This window comes from Pectobacterium sp. HCp5_1 (genome assembly GCF_032905925.1).
Lineage (GTDB): Bacteria > Pseudomonadota > Gammaproteobacteria > Enterobacterales > Enterobacteriaceae > Pectobacterium > Pectobacterium brasiliense_A.
The window spans coordinates 114,699-131,383 of sequence record NZ_JAUMIO010000006.1 but is presented as its reverse complement, the minus strand read 5'-3'; the positions used below and the strand labels follow the sequence as shown (position 1 = coordinate 131,383).

Annotated in this window: 16 protein-coding genes and 3 tRNA genes; 12 read left to right on the top strand and 7 right to left on the bottom strand. The window is 54.0% G+C overall.

Translation table 11 applies throughout. The annotated features are described in order from the left end of the window. Positions 1 to 56: 56 nt before the first annotated feature. On the top strand, positions 57 to 1,280 hold the full coding sequence (gene deoB / locus Q3A88_RS06945; protein ID WP_039502140.1) for a phosphopentomutase: 1,224 nt from the start codon (positions 57 to 59) through the stop codon (positions 1,278 to 1,280). 47 nt (positions 1,281 to 1,327) lie between these two features. After that, positions 1,328 to 2,047, top strand: a complete 720-nt coding sequence (gene deoD / locus Q3A88_RS06940; protein WP_010300039.1) for a purine-nucleoside phosphorylase — start codon at positions 1,328 to 1,330, stop codon at positions 2,045 to 2,047. 196 nt (positions 2,048 to 2,243) lie between these two features. Here deoD and Q3A88_RS06935 read toward each other — a convergent pair whose 3' ends face one another. The 3 genes from Q3A88_RS06935 to Q3A88_RS06925 form a co-directional block, all read right to left on the bottom strand. Continuing rightward, positions 2,244 to 2,723, bottom strand: a complete 480-nt coding sequence (locus Q3A88_RS06935) for a discoidin domain-containing protein (protein WP_317177643.1) — start codon at positions 2,721 to 2,723, stop codon at positions 2,244 to 2,246. 202 nt (positions 2,724 to 2,925) lie between these two features. Beyond that, entirely contained in the window at positions 2,926 to 3,369 is a 444-nt protein-coding gene (gene rimI, locus Q3A88_RS06930; RefSeq protein ID WP_014914153.1) for a ribosomal protein S18-alanine N-acetyltransferase, read from the bottom strand. Then, on the bottom strand, positions 3,338 to 3,751 hold the full coding sequence (locus tag Q3A88_RS06925; RefSeq protein ID WP_039462294.1) for a DNA polymerase III subunit psi: 414 nt from the start codon (positions 3,749 to 3,751) through the stop codon (positions 3,338 to 3,340). The genes rimI and Q3A88_RS06925 overlap by 32 nt, the downstream gene beginning before the upstream one ends. Before the next feature lie 159 nt (positions 3,752 to 3,910). On the opposite strand from Q3A88_RS06925, the gene rsmC reads away from it, so the two are divergent. Continuing rightward, positions 3,911 to 4,954: a 16S rRNA (guanine(1207)-N(2))-methyltransferase RsmC gene (gene rsmC, locus Q3A88_RS06920; RefSeq protein WP_233989625.1), complete on the top strand. Its 1,044-nt coding sequence runs from the start codon at positions 3,911 to 3,913 to the stop codon at positions 4,952 to 4,954. 18 nt (positions 4,955 to 4,972) lie between these two features. Here the strand turns inward: rsmC and Q3A88_RS06915 are convergent, their stop codons facing one another. After that, positions 4,973 to 5,965, bottom strand: coding sequence for an aldo/keto reductase (locus Q3A88_RS06915; protein ID WP_039462289.1), 993 nt, complete (start codon positions 5,963 to 5,965; stop codon positions 4,973 to 4,975). 113 nt (positions 5,966 to 6,078) lie between these two features. Here Q3A88_RS06915 and Q3A88_RS06910 point away from each other — a divergent pair, with 113 nt between their 5' ends. The 4 genes from Q3A88_RS06910 to Q3A88_RS06895 all read left to right on the top strand — a co-directional run bounded on the left by Q3A88_RS06910 (position 6,079) and on the right by Q3A88_RS06895 (position 7,484). Then, on the top strand, positions 6,079 to 6,984 hold the full coding sequence (locus Q3A88_RS06910) for a LysR family transcriptional regulator (RefSeq protein ID WP_317177642.1): 906 nt from the start codon (positions 6,079 to 6,081) through the stop codon (positions 6,982 to 6,984). A gap of 103 nt (positions 6,985 to 7,087) precedes the next feature. Further along, positions 7,088 to 7,174, top strand: a tRNA-Leu gene (locus tag Q3A88_RS06905). 75 nt (positions 7,175 to 7,249) lie between these two features. Further along, positions 7,250 to 7,336: transfer RNA gene (locus Q3A88_RS06900), tRNA-Leu, on the top strand. Between the two features lie 61 nt (positions 7,337 to 7,397). Beyond that, positions 7,398 to 7,484: transfer RNA gene (locus Q3A88_RS06895), tRNA-Leu, on the top strand. A 135-nt stretch (positions 7,485 to 7,619) separates the two neighbouring features. Here the strand turns inward: Q3A88_RS06895 and Q3A88_RS06890 are convergent. Next, entirely contained in the window at positions 7,620 to 7,910 is a 291-nt protein-coding gene (locus Q3A88_RS06890; protein ID WP_039496905.1) for a DUF1435 domain-containing protein, read from the bottom strand. Between the two features lie 105 nt (positions 7,911 to 8,015). Continuing rightward, on the bottom strand, positions 8,016 to 8,918 hold the full coding sequence (locus Q3A88_RS06885; protein WP_317177641.1) for a LysR family transcriptional regulator: 903 nt from the start codon (positions 8,916 to 8,918) through the stop codon (positions 8,016 to 8,018). Positions 8,919 to 9,047: 129 nt separating this feature from the next. On the opposite strand from Q3A88_RS06885, the gene budA reads away from it, so the two are divergent. The 3 genes from budA (at position 9,048) to Q3A88_RS06870 (ending at position 13,129) form a co-directional block, all read left to right on the top strand. Further along, a complete protein-coding gene (gene budA, locus Q3A88_RS06880) occupies positions 9,048 to 9,830 on the top strand; it encodes an acetolactate decarboxylase (protein WP_205559097.1) in 783 nt (260 codons plus the stop codon). Positions 9,831 to 9,851: 21 nt separating this feature from the next. Continuing rightward, positions 9,852 to 11,531, top strand: coding sequence for an acetolactate synthase AlsS (gene alsS / locus Q3A88_RS06875; protein ID WP_317177640.1), 1,680 nt, complete (start codon positions 9,852 to 9,854; stop codon positions 11,529 to 11,531). A gap of 134 nt (positions 11,532 to 11,665) precedes the next feature. Then, positions 11,666 to 13,129, top strand: coding sequence for an alpha/beta hydrolase (locus tag Q3A88_RS06870; protein ID WP_233989628.1), 1,464 nt, complete (start codon positions 11,666 to 11,668; stop codon positions 13,127 to 13,129). Positions 13,130 to 13,172: 43 nt separating this feature from the next. Here the strand turns inward: Q3A88_RS06870 and fucO are convergent, their stop codons facing one another. After that, positions 13,173 to 14,324 carry a lactaldehyde reductase gene (gene fucO, locus Q3A88_RS06865; protein WP_233989639.1) on the bottom strand — a complete coding sequence of 384 codons (1,152 nt, stop codon included), beginning with the start codon at positions 14,322 to 14,324 and terminating at the stop codon, positions 13,173 to 13,175. A gap of 565 nt (positions 14,325 to 14,889) precedes the next feature. Between fucO and gcvT the strand changes: the two genes are divergently transcribed. Both gcvT and gcvH read left to right on the top strand, forming a co-directional pair. Then, on the top strand, positions 14,890 to 16,005 hold the full coding sequence (gcvT, locus tag Q3A88_RS06860; protein WP_233989629.1) for a glycine cleavage system aminomethyltransferase GcvT: 1,116 nt from the start codon (positions 14,890 to 14,892) through the stop codon (positions 16,003 to 16,005). Between the two features lie 247 nt (positions 16,006 to 16,252). After that, on the top strand, positions 16,253 to 16,645 hold the full coding sequence (gene gcvH / locus Q3A88_RS06855) for a glycine cleavage system protein GcvH (RefSeq protein WP_233989630.1): 393 nt from the start codon (positions 16,253 to 16,255) through the stop codon (positions 16,643 to 16,645). Positions 16,646 to 16,685 lie beyond the last annotated feature (40 nt).

Below are 16,685 nucleotides of genomic sequence, written 5' to 3'. Positions count from 1 at the left end.
GATTTTCCCCTGCCTATCGGCAGGGTGTTAGCGCATAGCTGCGCAGGAGAAAAAGAATGAAACGTGCATATATTATGGTTCTCGACTCGTTTGGGATCGGCAGCAGTGCTGATGCAGAACGTTTTGGCGATGTCGGTTCGGATACGCTGGGCCATATCGCTCAGGCCTGTGCCGCGGGGACGGCGGATAAAGGACGCAGTGGCAAGCTGCATTTGCCGAACCTGAGCCGTCTGGGGCTGGGTAAAGCCGCCGAGGCCTCAACGGGAACGTTCCCGCCTGGGCTGGATGAAAACGCGGACATCATCGGTGCTTACGCGCACGCCAGCGAAATCTCCTCGGGCAAAGATACGCCGTCTGGTCACTGGGAAATTGCCGGTGTGCCTGTCCTGTTCGACTGGGGCTATTTTAAAGATGAAGAAAACAGTTTTCCGCAGGAACTGCTGGAAAAACTGGTGAAACGCGCCAATCTGCCGGGCTATCTGGGCAACTGTCACTCTTCCGGTACGGTGATTCTGGATCAGTTGGCTGAAGAGCACATGAAAACCGGCAAGCCGATTTTCTACACCTCTGCGGATTCCGTATTCCAGATTGCCTGCCATGAAGAAACGTTCGGTCTGGATAAGCTGTACGAGCTGTGTGAGATTGCCCGCGAAGAGCTGACCGAAGGCGGCTACAACATCGGGCGCGTGATCGCACGTCCGTTTATCGGCGACAAACCCGGCAACTTCGAGCGTACCGGAAACCGTCACGATCTGGCCGTTGAACCACCTGCGCCGACCATCCTGAAAAAAATGGTGGATGAAAAAGGTGGTGAAGTGGTTTCCGTCGGTAAGATTGCGGATATCTACGCGCAGGTCGGTATCACGAAGAAAGTGAAGGCTACCGGCATCGATGCGCTGTTTGATGCCACGCTGAAAGAAATGGATAGCGCGGGCGACAACACCATCGTGTTTACCAACTTTGTTGATTTCGATTCCGCCTACGGCCACCGCCGCGATATTCCGGGCTACGCTGCCGCGCTCGAGCTGTTTGACCGCCGCCTGCCGGAAATGCTGTCCCGTGTGAAGGGTGACGACATCCTGATTCTGACGGCTGACCACGGCTGTGACCCGAGCTGGCACGGCACCGATCACACCCGCGAGAACGTCCCGGTGTTGATCTATGGGCCGAACGTGAAGCCGGGGTCATACGGCCACCGTGAAACCTTCGCCGATATCGGGCAAACGGTCGCGGCCTACTTTGGCCTGTCGCCTATGGACTACGGCAAATCGATACTGTAAAACACACCGTTTTTTACGTGAAACTTGATTAATTAAGGAATAAACGCATGGCTACGCCACATATTAATGCAGAAATGGGTGACTTCGCGGACGTTGTACTGATGCCAGGCGACCCGCTGCGCGCTAAGTACATTGCAGAAACCTTTCTGGATGATGCCCGCGAAGTGAACAACGTGCGTGGCATGTTAGGGTTCACGGGGACTTACAAAGGCCGTAAAATTTCGGTCATGGGTCACGGTATGGGCATCCCATCCTGCTCAATCTATGCAAAAGAACTGATCACCGAATTCGGCGTGAAGAAGATCATCCGCGTGGGTTCCTGCGGCGCGGTACGTGAAGATGTCAAACTGCGCGACGTGGTGATCGGCATGGGTGCCTGTACGGATTCCAAAGTGAACCGTATGCGTTTCAAAGATCACGACTACGCGGCGATTGCCGATTTCGACATGGTGCGTAATGCCGTTGATGCTGCCAAAGCACGCGATGTTTCTGTCCGCGTCGGTAACATCTTCTCCGCCGATCTGTTCTACACGCCGGATCCGCAGATGTTCGACGTGATGGAAAAATACGGCATTCTGGGTGTAGAAATGGAAGCGGCCGGTATCTACGGCGTAGCGGCTGAGTTCGGTGCGAAAGCGCTGGCCATCTGTACCGTTTCTGACCACATTCGTACCGGTGCGCAGACCACGTCAGAAGAGCGTCAAAACACCTTCAACGAAATGATCGAAATCGCGCTGGAATCCGTTCTGCTGGGCGATAACGAGTAATATCACATCAGCCCGGACGTTCGCTCCGGGCTGGTTTTTCCTGTTTTTACCTTCACATCTTTCCGTAATCGGCCTACTGCCTGAAACAGGTCAGCACGGCACCGAACAGACTGGTAGTGCCCTAGCGTAGCATTGGACGTGGTGTGTTCAGCAACACGGAGAGAGGCTGGTCTGAATGCCAGGTCATCCCGACACGTTACTTAATGGCCTGAGCCGGAACCTGTGCAGCGCTGTTAAAGTTGATCTCGTTGATGGCGCTCCATTTGTTCACATCGGTACCAAACGTATCCAGCTTGAAGAATTTCGCTTTCACCGCAGGGAAGGTGAATTTTTCACCGTCTTTGGCGTTGTTGGAGGTGACCAGATTCTCAGCCAGTTTTTGCCAGGTTTTCCCGTCGGTGGAGTAGGACACGGAGAACTTCAGTTTGCGCTCGTCCGCTTTGAAAGGAACCAGGACAAAGTTCTCAACCGATTGTTCTTTATCCAGTTCTAACTGAACCCAGCTCTCACCATTTGCCGCCCAGCGGGTTTTTACGTCGCCATCGGCAATGTTGGCAGGTTTGTGGCCCTTGTCTGAATCATAAGCGGAAGCTGTCACCGCCGTTACTTGTACCGCGTAAGCGGAAAGAGAGAATAAGCCGCACAGAAGCGTCGTAGCCAGAGTGTATTTTTTCATATTATTCCTCGTAGATAACGGATAAACCATGGCATGCCTGCAAACCAGAAACATGAAATGGAACCTTATTGTGATAAAAAAGAAACGAGGTTTTATTTATGGCGATCACGTTGCGGGGATTTTTCTGTCAGGAAAAAAGGCAGAGCGGGACGGGGCGCACATTATGGCACCCGTCTTGCCACGAGGAGTATAGATAAAGAGGTTAGCCGAGCGGCAGCGCCATGAGAATGGCGTCTTCCCGACCTTGTGCCGTGGGGTAGTAATCGCGGCGCACGGAGACTTCGTTAAATCCCAGACTCTCATACAGCGCGATGGCTCGTGCGTTTGACTCGCGGACTTCCAGCCACAGCGTCAGAATGCCGCGTCGCTCCATTTCGTCGATCAGGTGTTCTAAGAGTTGGCGACCCAACCCCTGACGCTGATGATCGGGATGCACCGCGATATTGAACAACGTCGCTTCATCCAGCACGACCTGCGTGATGGCGTAAGCGGCAAGCTGCCCATCATGTTCCAGTTTCAGGTTGAAATAGCGCTCACCCTGATTGCTGATAAACGTCTTTTCCGACCAGGGAAAGGCGTGGCTGACTTGTTCAATTTTAAAGGCTTGTGCCAGGTCAGCTGGCGTCAGGGAAGATATCGTGTTCATGTTCACAGATCTGTTGCCACAGCGCCCGTTTGGCGTCGGCATTTTGATAAAGTTCGGAAAGCAGAGGGCTGGAAAGCTGAATGCCCTGTAGAGCAATAGGTTCCGCGATGCCCAACCGCCAGCTATGGCAGCGTGCATCGGCGGGCAGCATGTCGATCTGCTGTGGCGTCAGGCGATAGGCTTGCGCAGGCGTGAGAGCCAGACTGTGCAGCACGTCAGTTAGCAGCGGTTCATCATCTGCCAGCGGCTCGGCGGAGACGATCACCAGACGCACCTGCTCGGGCAGACTGACGGCGATTTCGCCTTGCAGCACCGTCGGGCGACGCAATGTCCACTGCGTAATCCCCAGTTGCTGTAGCAGCCTGTCACGTCTTGATTCCATGCGTTATCCTGTCTGGCGTGCGAGAAAATGATTCGTGCCTATGCTAACAAACCCCGTCAGACTGCGCCAACGTCGGTGCGGTTATTTCCTCTCCGCTCTGCAACTTCGGGGACGAAGCGTATATAATCCCCCGCTCAATGATTAAGGAGCCGTAGCCCGATGTCCGCATTAACCCCCGCCAGTGAAGTCATACTGCGCCATAGTGACGAATTTCTTTCACGCCGAGTTCTGTTTGCCGGTGATTTGCAGGATACTCTGCCCGCACAATTTGAGGCGGCGTCGGTGCGTGTCCATTGCAACCAATATCACCACTGGCAACAGATGGCAAAGCCACTTGGGGATAATGCTCAATATGGTCTGGTTGCGGATGCGGCGCTGGTGGCGGATAGCGACACGCTGATTTATTACTGGCCGAAGAGCAAACAGGAAGCGGAATTCCAACTGCGTAACCTGCTGTCCCTGATGCCGATCGGTGCGGAAATCTTCGTTGTTGGTGAAAACCGCAGCGGCGTGCGCAGCGCGGAACCCGTGCTGTCTGACTTTGTTGAGTTGGCAAAAATCGACAGCGCGCGCCGCTGTGGGCTTTACCACGGTCGGATTGACAAGCAGGCCAGCTTCACGCTGGATGACTGGTGGGACGAGTATGTGACGGACGGTGTGACCGTCAAAACGCTTCCGGGCGTCTTCAGTCGTGATGACTTGGATCCGGGTAGCCGACTGCTGCTGTCTACGTTTGAGCCGCATATGAAAGGCAAAGTGCTGGATATCGCCTGTGGCGCAGGCGTGCTGGCATCGGTACTGGCGAAACAGTCACCGAAAATCCGCCTGACGTTGAGTGATGTCAGCGCAGCCGCCGTCGAATCCAGCAAGGCAACGCTGGCGGCGAATGCGTTGGAAGGCGAGGTGATTGCGAGTAACGTCTATTCCGACATTAATGGCCGCTTCGATATGATCGTGTCTAATCCGCCATTCCATGACGGCTTGCAGACTAGCCTGCAAGCCGCGGAAATGCTGATTCGTGGTGCGGTGACTCATTTACCGATTGGCGGACAGTTGCGTATCGTCGCTAATGCTTTCCTACCGTATCCGGCGCTGTTAGATGCCGCCTTTGGTAGCCATGAAGTGCTGGCGCAGACCGGACGTTTTAAGGTGTATCAGGCCACCGTGGGTCGTCCGCCGCGCACAGGTAAAGGTCGTCGATAATCCTACTGATACTTCCTTTTACTGATTAAGTGCCGCCATGCTCTCCTTGCCGTAGCGTTCACCTGCTGCGGCATCGGGCGGGAAGATGGCATCAATGGCGGCCAGTTCCTCTTTCGTCAGCGTGACATCCAGCGCCGCGACGTTTTCTTCCAGATAGCGGCGGCGTTTAGTGCCCGGAATCGGCACGATATGTTCACCCTGTGCCAATACCCACGCCAGTGCCAGCTGTGAGGGCGTAACCTGCTTTTCCTGTGCCAGTTGGTTAATTTTCTCTACCAACTGCAGATTTTTGCCGAAATTTTCCCCCGAGAAACGTGGATTGGTACGACGGAAATCGTCTGCAGCCAGATCGTCCGGGCTGCGAATCGCACCGGTTAGGAAACCACGCCCCAGCGGGCTGTAAGGCACAAACCCGATACCCAGACGCTCACAGGTGGGCAGAATCTCGGCTTCCATATCGCGGGTCCACAGTGAGTATTCACTCTGTAACGCCGTAATAGGGTGCACGCGATGCGCGCGTTCCAGCGTGGTGGCGGAGGCTTCACTTAGGCCGATGTAACGAATCTTGCCTTCCTGAACCAGCTCGGCCAGCGTGCCGACCGTCTCTTCAATGGGAACGGTTGGATCAATGCGGTGCTGATAGTAAAGATCGATAACGTCGGTGCCGAGTCGCGTCAGGCTGCCTTCCACCGCGCGGCGGATGTAGTCCGGTTTACCGCAGACGCCGCGTGCGTTAGGGTTTGCCGGATCGCGGATGATACCGAACTTGGTCGCCAGGAAGACCTGCTCACGCTTGCCTTTTATCGCTTTGCCGAGCAGCAGCTCGTTGGTATGGGGGCCATACATATCGGCGGTATCCAGCAGCGTGACACCCAGCTCCAGTGCGCGATGCAACGTGGCAATGGATTCTTTTTCATCCTGCGCAGTGGAGTAGAAATCACTCATTCCCATGCAGCCTAGCCCAATCGCCGACACCTGCGGGCCGTTCGCGCCTAATTTGCGTTGTTGCATTGTCATCTTCCTCATCTCGTTGGCAGTGAAAGCAGTCTGGTTGTTTATCTAACAAAGATAAATACCGCTTTTTATGCAACACTATTCAAAAATAACTAACAATGGTGGCGGCGATGGATCACATTCAGGCGATGCGAGTTTTTGTGCGTATTGTCGAACTGGGCAGCTTCAGCCGCGCGGCGGAGCGACTGACGCTGCCACGCGCGACGGTGAGCAACACCATCAAACAGCTTGAAGCACGGCTGGGGGTACGTTTGCTGCAACGCACGACCCGTCAGGTGCAGATCACCGATGAAGGGAGCGTTTATTATGAACGCTGTCTGCAATTGCTCGCGGAGATTGAAGAGATCGACACGCTGTTCACGCAGCAAAAGCAGCAGCCGGTGGGTAAAGTGCGGGTGGATATGCCGCACTCGCTGGCGCGTGAGATCGTCGTTCCGGCGCTGGGCGAGTTCTACGCGCGTTATCCGCAGGTGACGCTGATGCTGAGCGCCAACGATGCGGCGATTAATGTGCTGCGTGAAGGCGTTGACTGTGTGCTGCGCGCCTGGCAGACGGACGATGAAACGCTGGCGACCCGCCATTTGCCGTCAATGCCGCAGATTACCTGTGCGTCGGCCGACTATTTGGCGCGATACGGCGTGCCACGTTCGCTCGATGAGCTGTCGGGGCATCAGATGGTCGGCTATTTCTCTTTGCGTACCGAACACCGTTATCCGCTGGAATTCATGTCGGGTGATGAGTGCATTACGCGTATGCTGCCCGGTGCGTTGCAGGTTAACGGCACCGATGCCTACATCGCCAGCGCGCGTGCCGGACTGGGGATTATTCAGGCACCGCGTCGCGGCCTGCGCCCGTTTCTGGAAAGCGGAGAACTGGTAGAGATCCTGCCGGAAATGCCGCCGCCTGCGATGCCACTTTACGTGATGTATGCGCCCGGTCGCTTTCTCGCGCCACGGATTCGGGTGTTTATCGAATGGCTCGATGAGCTCTTTACGCGCAACGCCGCAGCGAGATGATGATTTTTGCAGCAAACCCCGCATTCCAGAGGAAATAATCATTGACGTGAACGCGAAAACCTCTAGAATTCGCCCCCGTAGTGATATTGCGTAAAGCAGTGTTGCGAAGGTGGCGGAATTGGTAGACGCGCTAGCTTCAGGTGTTAGTGTTCTTACGGACGTGAGGGTTCAAGTCCCTCTCTTCGCACCAACATCACTACAGCGGTTCTGGTTTGTCGAACCGAAGCAGTAATCAGTGTTACATGATAGATTGCATGACAGAATTGCGAAGGTGGCGGAATTGGTAGACGCGCTAGCTTCAGGTGTTAGTGTTCTTACGGACGTGAGGGTTCAAGTCCCTCTCTTCGCACCATGTCGTGATAGATCTAGCGTGTAAGATAGGTTTACTGCATAAGACAAACAACGTTCTCAGTGCGAAGGTGGCGGAATTGGTAGACGCGCTAGCTTCAGGTGTTAGTGTCCTTACGGACGTGAGGGTTCAAGTCCCTCTCTTCGCACCACAGATTTATTCTGTACTCTCCTGATTTTCTTCCCTATTTATTCTCTTTTATCCCGTTTCTGGCTACAGCGCTTTTCCGCGTTCATTTACCTATTTGGCTTTGTGTACCCTTTCTCTTTTCTTTATCCACGAGCACTTACAGCGTCGTGAGATTAAACGTGACGGACAGCGCCGCTAAACCGCCAGCCAGTGCAATGCAGGATGGCAGCAGTAAATAGTGGCGTAAGCGTTGATGGAACAGCATGACAAGCGTCGCCAGCAGGGCGATGGCGATAATCACTTTCAGATGCGTCAGGTTTAGGTTGAGCAGCGCCAATAGCGGCATTATGGCACAAGGCAGCAGCACGCCCCAGGCACTGGACAGATGCTTCCCCATACACCAGCTCACACTCCATAGCCCGCAGGCTGTGATCATTGCTGTCAGCATTTTTCCACCCGTCAAAGTGATAATGATAACTAATATCATATAAGAATTTATATCAATTACTAGCTTTTTGACGAGCAGATGGTTGGAATTTTCTGCCTAGGCGCGTTAATCGGGATGTTGAGTGCTCAAATACTGGCGGATCAGGTGGATCATATTCACGATAGCGGGCGATCGCTCATGTTTGCGCCAGATAGCCGCAATTTGTGTATGGATTTCGGGCATACCGATATCATGATAGGTCACATTATCCGCCTTAATACAGGCGAGAGATTCCGGCACAAGCGTGATACCGAAGCCTGCGGCGACCATCCCGATAGTGGCCGTTAACTGCGGAGCAAAGGGGCTAGGTCTGGGGCCATAGCCTGACAGATAGCAGGTGCGGATAATCATATCGTGCAGCCCTGGACACACCTCGCGCGGGAAAATAATCAGCGGCTCCTGACGCAGTTCGCTGAGTGAAACCTGCGCTTTATGGCTAAGCACGTGTCCTGCGGGTAACACCAGTTTCATCGGCTCTTCGGCCAAAATTTCCCCGTTAATCTCATCACTGAGATCGCAGGGTAAGCGCAGAAATGCGATGTCGATATTACGTTCTTGCAGCGCAGTGATGAGCGCAGCCGGATTTTCCTCCTTTGGCAGCGGCTGAACGTGTGGATGCTGCTGACAGTAACGATGCAGCAGCGCCAGCACGGTTGGGTGGAACATGGCCGACGGCGAAAACCCCACGTTCATGCTACCTTTCTCACCCCGCGCAATGCTTCTTGTCCGTGCGATGGCCGAATCGGTCAACTGCAAAATCTGACGAGCATCCTCATACAGCGCTTGTCCCGCTTCCGTCATTTCTACGCCGCGCGTCAGTCGCTTGAACAGCGGTGTACCGATCTCCTGCTCGAATTTCTTGATCTGCTGGCTGAGGGGCGGTTGTGACATCCCCAGATTTTCCGCCGCACGCGTGAAATGCTTAGCTTGTGCAACGGCGACAAAATAGCGCAGATAACGTAGCTCCATTTACGTAACTCCATATGTTTCCGATCTTGAAATGACCTTCATTGCATATTGGAATTTTGTCCTCTTCCGCGTCAATCTTTATCTAAATATTAATAATGTTTAAGTAAGTGGTGCGGTGAGAAGGAAGGTATGAAAACGAATATCGTTGATCAATCCTGTGAAGAAGCCTTTGCTAGCTACGCCTATGACTTTCGGCGACAGCATGCAGACAGCGTTATTTATCAAACCTCATTAATGAGTGGACTAATAAATGGCGTATACGAAGGTGGCCGAACGATGGCTGAATTATTGGAGCATGGTGACTTTGGATTAGGAACATTTAATAGTTTGGATGGGGAACTGGTTGCCTTGAATAGCCAGATTTTCCAGCTGTTATCCGACGGCAGCGCACGGGCGGCGAAGCCGGAGCAGAAAACGCCGTTTGCGGTCATGACGTTCTTTCGTCCGACAGAAACGATCCGTTTTGATCGCTGGACTTCGCGTGAAGACGTGCATCGCCAGATCGATGAGATTGTGGGAACGGATAACCTGTTCTGCGCCTTGCGCATTGACGGGAATTTTCGCTGTGTTGAAACCCGTACCGTCCCCCGGCAGTGCCGACCTTATAAACCGATGCAGGAAGCGGTTGAAGGGCAACCAACATTTCATTTTGAACACCGTAGCGGCAGCGTTATTGGTTTTCGTAGTCCAGCTTACACTCAGGGAATAAATGTCGCGGGTTACCACGAACATTTCATTACTGACGATCGCCAGGGCGGCGGCCATATTCTGAATTATGACGTCGACCACGGCACGCTGACGTTTGGTGTGATTGCCAAACTGATCATCGATCTGCCTCAGGATCGGGAATTTCTCAATGCCGACCTGTCCTCAGAAAACCTCAACAGCGTTATCAAGTCAGTAGAGAGCTAGTCATTTCATCGGAGTCATGTCATGGAAAAGTCCACCGAACAGCAAAGCTGGAGTAGCGGAGCCGAGCTGATTGTAAAACACCTGGAAGCGCAGGGCGTGAAGCATATTTTTGGTATTCCCGGCGCAAAAATCGATCGCGTGTTTGATGAGCTGGAAGACTCGACGATCCAAACGATCCCTGTACGGCATGAGGCGAACGGCGCGTTTATGGCGGCGGCGATAGGGCGTCTTACGGGGAAAGCGGGGGTGACGCTGGTGACATCCGGTCCCGGTTGTTCAAATTTAGTGACCGGGCTGGCAACGGCGACCGCAGAGGGAGATGCCGTTGTGGCGCTGGGCGGTGCAGTTAAGCGAGCGGATAAACTTAAGCTGACGCACCAGAGTCTGGACACCGTTAGCCTGTTTCAGCCAGTCAGTAAATTCAGTGCGGAAATCACGGCTTCTTCTGCCATATCGGAAGTGCTGGCGAATGCGTTTCGGGCGGCGGAAAGCGGGCGTCCGGGGGCGGCGTTTGTCAGCCTGCCGCAGGATATCGTCAATGAACCGGTTATTAGTCCAGTGCTGGCGTGTCCGAATTTGCCGCTGCTAAATGGCGCGCCACATAGTGACGTTGCCGAAGCCGCTAAGCGGCTGCGGCAGGCTAAAAATCCGGTGCTGCTGCTCGGATTAATGGCTAGCCAGCAGGAAAATGCACAGGCGCTGCGTCGTTTCCTTCACCATAGCAAACTCCCCGTTACCAGCACGTATCAGGCTGCTGGCGTGATCGATCAGCAGCAGTTCGATCACTTTGCCGGACGTGTCGGATTATTCAACAATCAGGCCGGCGATAAGCTACTGCAACAGGCGGACGTGGTCGTGACCGTGGGTTACAGCCCGATTGAGTACGATCCGGTTTTGTGGAATAGCGGTAAGGCGACGCTGATCCACATCGATGTGCTGCGGGCGGAGATCGACAGTGCGTATCGTCCCGATATCGAGCTGTTGGGGAATATCGCGATGACGGTGGACACGCTGAATGCCTGCGTCAGCGAGCCGTTTATCTTGTCTGCTGATACACGGCTCGTATTGCAGGATCGTCAACGCCAGCGTCACGATCTTAGTACGCGCGCGATCGACATGGCGGGGTTTGCGATCCACCCTCTGCGTCTGGTGCGGGCGATGCAGGATATCGTGAATGAGGATGTCACGCTGTGTGTGGATATGGGGAGTTTCCATATCTGGCTGGCGCGTTACTTGTATAGCTTCCGGGCGCGACAGATTCTGATGACCAACGGCCAGCAGACGATGGGCGTGGCGCTACCGTGGGCGATCGCCGCATCGCTGGTGCAGCCCGGCAAAAAAGTGGTGTCCGTCTCCGGTGACGGCGGGTTTATGCAGTCCAGTATGGAGCTGGAAACGGCGGTGAGACTGAAAAGCAATCTCCTGCATATCATCTGGGTGGATAACGGCTACAACATGGTAGAAATCCAGCAACTGCACAAATACCACCGTCCGGCGGGCGTGTCGTTTGGGCCGATTGACTTCAAGGCGTATGCGGAAGCATTCGGTGCAAAAGGGTTTGCGGTTGAATCTGCGGATGAACTGGTCAGCAAACTCCGTCAGGCGATGGACGTTGACGGCACCGCCGTCATTGCGATCCCGGTTGATTATTCCGACAACCACTGGCTGATGGAGAATCTGAATATTAGCGTGTTGATCTAACCGTTAAATGGGTTACCCGCCCGTGCGATATCGGGCGGTTTTGTGTAGTGTTTCTCTGAATAATACAGTGTGTAGCCGTATGGTTTTATTTAGAATCACCGGCATGGTCACACGGTAACGGGAAGGGAAACGCCATGCTGAAATCTGTACGGCGACTCATCAGACGCGGCCTTATCGTCAGCGGCGTTATCGCGATGACGCTATTGGCTATTCGTGTTTATGATACGCAAAGCGGGCCGCCGCTTGCGCCTTGGCACACTTATGTGCCGGATGAATTGTCGGCTGATGAGCTGGATAAAAGCGACTGGTCTGCGTATTTAAAGCAGGAAGCGCTCATCTTTCAGCAGGTCAATCAGCATGTCACGCAGGAACTGGATGAGGATGAACAGCGCCCGGTTAACCGCTATTTTTCGGGTAGCCCAGTTTATCCTGGGAAATTCCAGCATGACTGGAACCGATCCTATGAACTATCGCCAGAAGGGGAACTGAAAGGCGCGGTGGTGATGTTGCACGGCCTGACCGATTCCCCCTACAGTTTGAGACATATCGCGGAACGCTATCGTCAGCGTGGTTTTTTCGTTGTTGGAATTCGTCTGCCTGCGCACGGGACGGTGCCGGGGGCGCTGACCGATGTGCAATGGGAAGATTGGCTGGCCGCCACGCGTCTGGCCGTACGTGAGGCGACATCGCACCTGACGGTACAACAGGGCCAAAGGCTGCCGCTACATATCGTCGGTTTTTCCAACGGCGGGGCGCTGGCGCTGAAGTACACGCTGGATACGTTGGATAATCCTGCGCTGGCGCGTCCCGATCGGCTTATCCTTATTTCCCCTATGATCGGCATCACCAGCTATGCACGCTTTGCGGGGCTGGCAGGGCTACCGGCTATCTTTCCGGCCTTTGCCAAGTCTGCCTGGTTGGGCATCTTGCCGGAATTTAATCCCTTCAAGTACAACTCATTTCCGGTAAATGGTGCGCGGCAATCTTGGTTGTTAACCCATGAGCTTCAGAGTCAGTTAAGCCGGAAAGCGCAAGCGAATACCTTGGTTGATTTACCGCCAGTGCTGACGTTCCAATCGGTGATGGATTTCACCGTTAGCACGCGTGCGGTCATTACGGCGTTCTATAACTTGCTGCCAGCGAACGGGAGTCAGTTGGTTCTCTTTGATGTCAATCGTACCGTCAATTTTGGCCCGCTTCTGCGTGAATCGACGAATGGTGCTGTCAGCCAGCTGTTGCCCGCCACACCACGCCATTATGATACAACGGTGATTTCTAACGCTGCGCCGAACAGTTCTCATGCCGTGGCGTTTGATGTTGCAGCGGGGACGATGCAGGAACAGACTCGCGAGCTGGGGATGGACTATCCATCGGATGTGTATTCGTTATCGCACGTATCGCTGCCGTTCCCAGATTCGGATTCGCTGTATGGCCGTTTCTCACAGAATCCCACCGAGTTTGGACTACCGCTGGGAAAAATTACCCCCAGAGGAGAGCGTTCCGCGCTGGTGGTCGATCTGGATACGCTGCTGCGTCTGTCTTCGAACCCGTTTTATCCCTACCTGATTCAGCGTGTTGAAGAGAAGATCCCACGATAGCGAATACCACCCGCAGTGCGTTGCGGGTGGTGCTAAGCGTACTTCAATAAATCGACTGATACAGCGCTTTAATCTCATCGATATTCGTATCGCGCGGGTTGCCGCCGGTGCAGACATCGTCAAAGGCGGCCTGTGCCAGTGCGGGAATATCCTCTTCTCTTACTCCGACATCACGCAGTCTCGGTGGAATATCCACATCGTGGGAAAGCTGCCGCACGGCGTTAATCGCGGCTTCCCGCACGTGGGCTATCGGCATCTCAGCCGCGCCTTTTACCCCCATTGCCACGGCGATGTCTCGGAATTTTTCACCCGTATAATCCGCGTTGTAGGCCATGATATGCGGCAGCAGGATCGCGTTAGCAACGCCGTGCGGGGTGTTGTAAAACGCGCCGAGCGGATGCGCCATGCCGTGTACCAGCCCAAGTCCGACGTTCGAGAACCCCATGCCAGCGATGTATTGTCCCAGCGCCATCTCTTCCACGCCTTTCGGCTTCCCGGCGACGGAATCGCGCAGTGAACGGCTGATAATTTCAATCGCTTTCAGGTGCAGCGTATCGGTCAGTTCCCAGGCGGCTTTGGTGGTGAAGCCTTCAATGGCGTGCGTCAGGGCGTCAATCCCCGTAGCGGCTTTCAGCGAGGCAGGCATGCTCATCATCATGTCGGGATCGACGATGGCGACAATCGGGATGTCGTGCGGATCGACGCACACGAATTTGCGGCGTTTTTCTTCATCGGTGATGACGTAGTTGATGGTGACTTCTGCGGCCGTGCCGGAGGTGGTCGGGATCGCGATAATCGGAACGGCAGCGCGTCGGGTGGCAGCAACGCCTTCCAGACTGCGGACATCGGCGAACTCAGGGTTATTGATAATGATCCCGATAGCCTTACAGGTATCCTGCGGTGAACCGCCGCCAACCGCGATCAGATAATCGGCCTGTGATGCCTTGAAGCGCTCGACGCCCCTTTCCACCACGGCGATGGTTGGGTTGGGCATCACCTCATCGTAGATATCGTAGGGTAAGTCTGCCGCATCCAGCTTCGCCGTGACGTTGGTCACGACGCCAAATTTAACCAAATCCTTGTCCGTCACCAATAGCGCTTTTTTGAACCCTCGCCGCTTCACTTCATCGACAATGTGGGCAATCGCGCCCGCGCCAAAGTAGGACGTTTCGTTAAGGATCATTCTGTTAGCCATCATCTATCTCCTAATCACGTTTGATTTTGATAAAGCGAAAAATGCATGTCGCGCAATTCCTTGCTATTAGTGTGGGATAAGTCGGTTCTCAGCGCCTTCCGTCAGGTGCCATGTCATCTTGTTTGCTGGCACTGAAGTAAAGACGCCTGAGAAACGGTTCACAGAATCGTGATGATGATGATGGTGGAAGGTAGGGAGTCAGGTTGGGATTCGTTGTTGGTTTTTGATTGAGAAAATCTAATTTAGGTTTGTTTTTATCATTATATTATCTAATCCGAATGGTGTTTTCAGTTGGGTGTCAATGCCTGCATTAGCCAGTTTTAATGTCATTAATTTGTGGTTTATGCTGATTTAAATAATTTACGTGCTTATTTTTGTTAATTATTAAGAATATTACGCTGCTTTGTTTTTTGTGGGCGGCTCGACTTTCTTTGTCTTATATATAATTTATCTTATGTCTGAGAGAGTGGTTTAACCTGCGCGTCGGTGGTAAGTTCAGTCATAAGATATCGTTTGCGCAGTGTGTTTTATCGCCTGAACGCCATGCGCTTAAGAGGGATGAAGAATGGCAAAGCAGACCCCGTTGTACCAACAACATCTGGCCGATGGCGCCAAAATGGTGGATTTTCACGGCTGGATGATGCCGCTGCATTACGGTTCCCAACTGGATGAGCACCACATTGTGCGTCGGGAAGCCGGCATTTTTGATGTCTCCCACATGACCATCGTCGATTTGCACGGCGTGAGAACGCGTGAATTCCTGCGCTATCTGCTGGCGAATGATGTCGCCAAACTCACACAGCCGGGCAAAGCGCTTTATACCGGCATGCTGAATGCCTCCGGCGGCGTCATCGACGATCTGATCGTTTATTTTCTCACGGAAGACCATTTCCGGCTGGTCGTGAACTCCGCGACTCGCGAGAAAGATCTCGCCTGGATCGGGCAGCACGCTGCACCGTTCGGGATTGAAATCCGTGAGCGCGACGATCTGGCGCTGGTCGCGGTGCAAGGTCCGCAGGCGCAGGAAAAAGTACAAGAAATCCTGAAGGCAAAAGGCCTGAGTGATGCAGACGTGGCTGCTGTCGCCAGCATGAAGCCGTTTTTTGGTAAGCAGGCGGGCGATTTCTTTGTTGCCACAACAGGTTATACGGGCGAAGCCGGTTATGAAATTGCGCTGCCGAATGAGCAGGTGGTCGACTTCTGGCAACAGCTGCTGGCAGCTGGCGTGAAGCCATGCGGGCTGGGCGCACGCGATACGCTGCGGCTTGAAGCGGGGATGAACCTGTACGGTCAGGATATGGATGAGGGCATTTCGCCGCTGGCCGCCAATATGGGCTGGACAATCGCCTGGCAGCCGGAGGATCGCGAGTTTATCGGGCGTGAAGCATTAACGCATCAGCGTGAAAAAGGGACCGATCAACTGGTTGGCTTAGTGCTGACGGAAAAAGGCGTATTGCGCAATGATTTACCTGTGCGCTTTACTGATAGTGATGGCGTGGTGCGAGAAGGGGTCATCACCAGCGGATCGTTCTCACCGACGCTTGGCGTGAGCATCGCGCTGGCGCGTGTTCCGGTGGGGATTGGTGAGCAGGCGATTGTGCAGATTCGTAACCGCGAACTGCCTGTCCACGTGACCAAACCCGGCTTTGTCCGCGCCGGAAAAGCCATCGTTCAGTATTGAATAACTTCTTATGTCATACCCTAAATAATTCAGGTTGCAGGAAGGCGGCGACACAGTGAATCCCCAGGAGCTTACACAAGTAAGTGACTGGGGTGAGCGAGGACAAATCGGCTTAGCCGATTTGAACGCCGCTTGCGGCGGCCCTTCAGGGCGAGGCTCAGAGATGAGCCGAGTATTGCCAACACACATGCAGCTTGAAGTATGACGGGTAGCGCACGGGATTAACGACTTTAGGAAAGGGGATGCAATGAGCAACGTACCAGTAGAATTAAAATACACCACGTCGCACGAATGGGTACTGCACGAGGGCGGCGGTATCTACAGCGTGGGCATTACCGAACACGCGCAGGAGCTTCTGGGTGACATGGTCTTTATCGATTTACCGGAAGTGGGCACGGTCGTCGCCGCAGGTGATGACTGCGCGGTGGCGGAATCGGTAAAAGCGGCGTCGGATATTTATGCGCCCATCAGCGGTGAGATCGTGGAAGTTAACGAAGATCTGGAATCCGCCCCTGAGCTGGTCAACAGCGCGCCTTATACTGATGGTTGGCTGTTTCGCATCAGAATTTCTGATGAGTCTGATTTGGACGAATTGCTTGATGCCGAAGGCTATCAGGCGTCGTTAGAAGAAGACGAGTAGTTATCACGCCCCCGGTTTTGCTGAACCGGGGGCGTTTTGT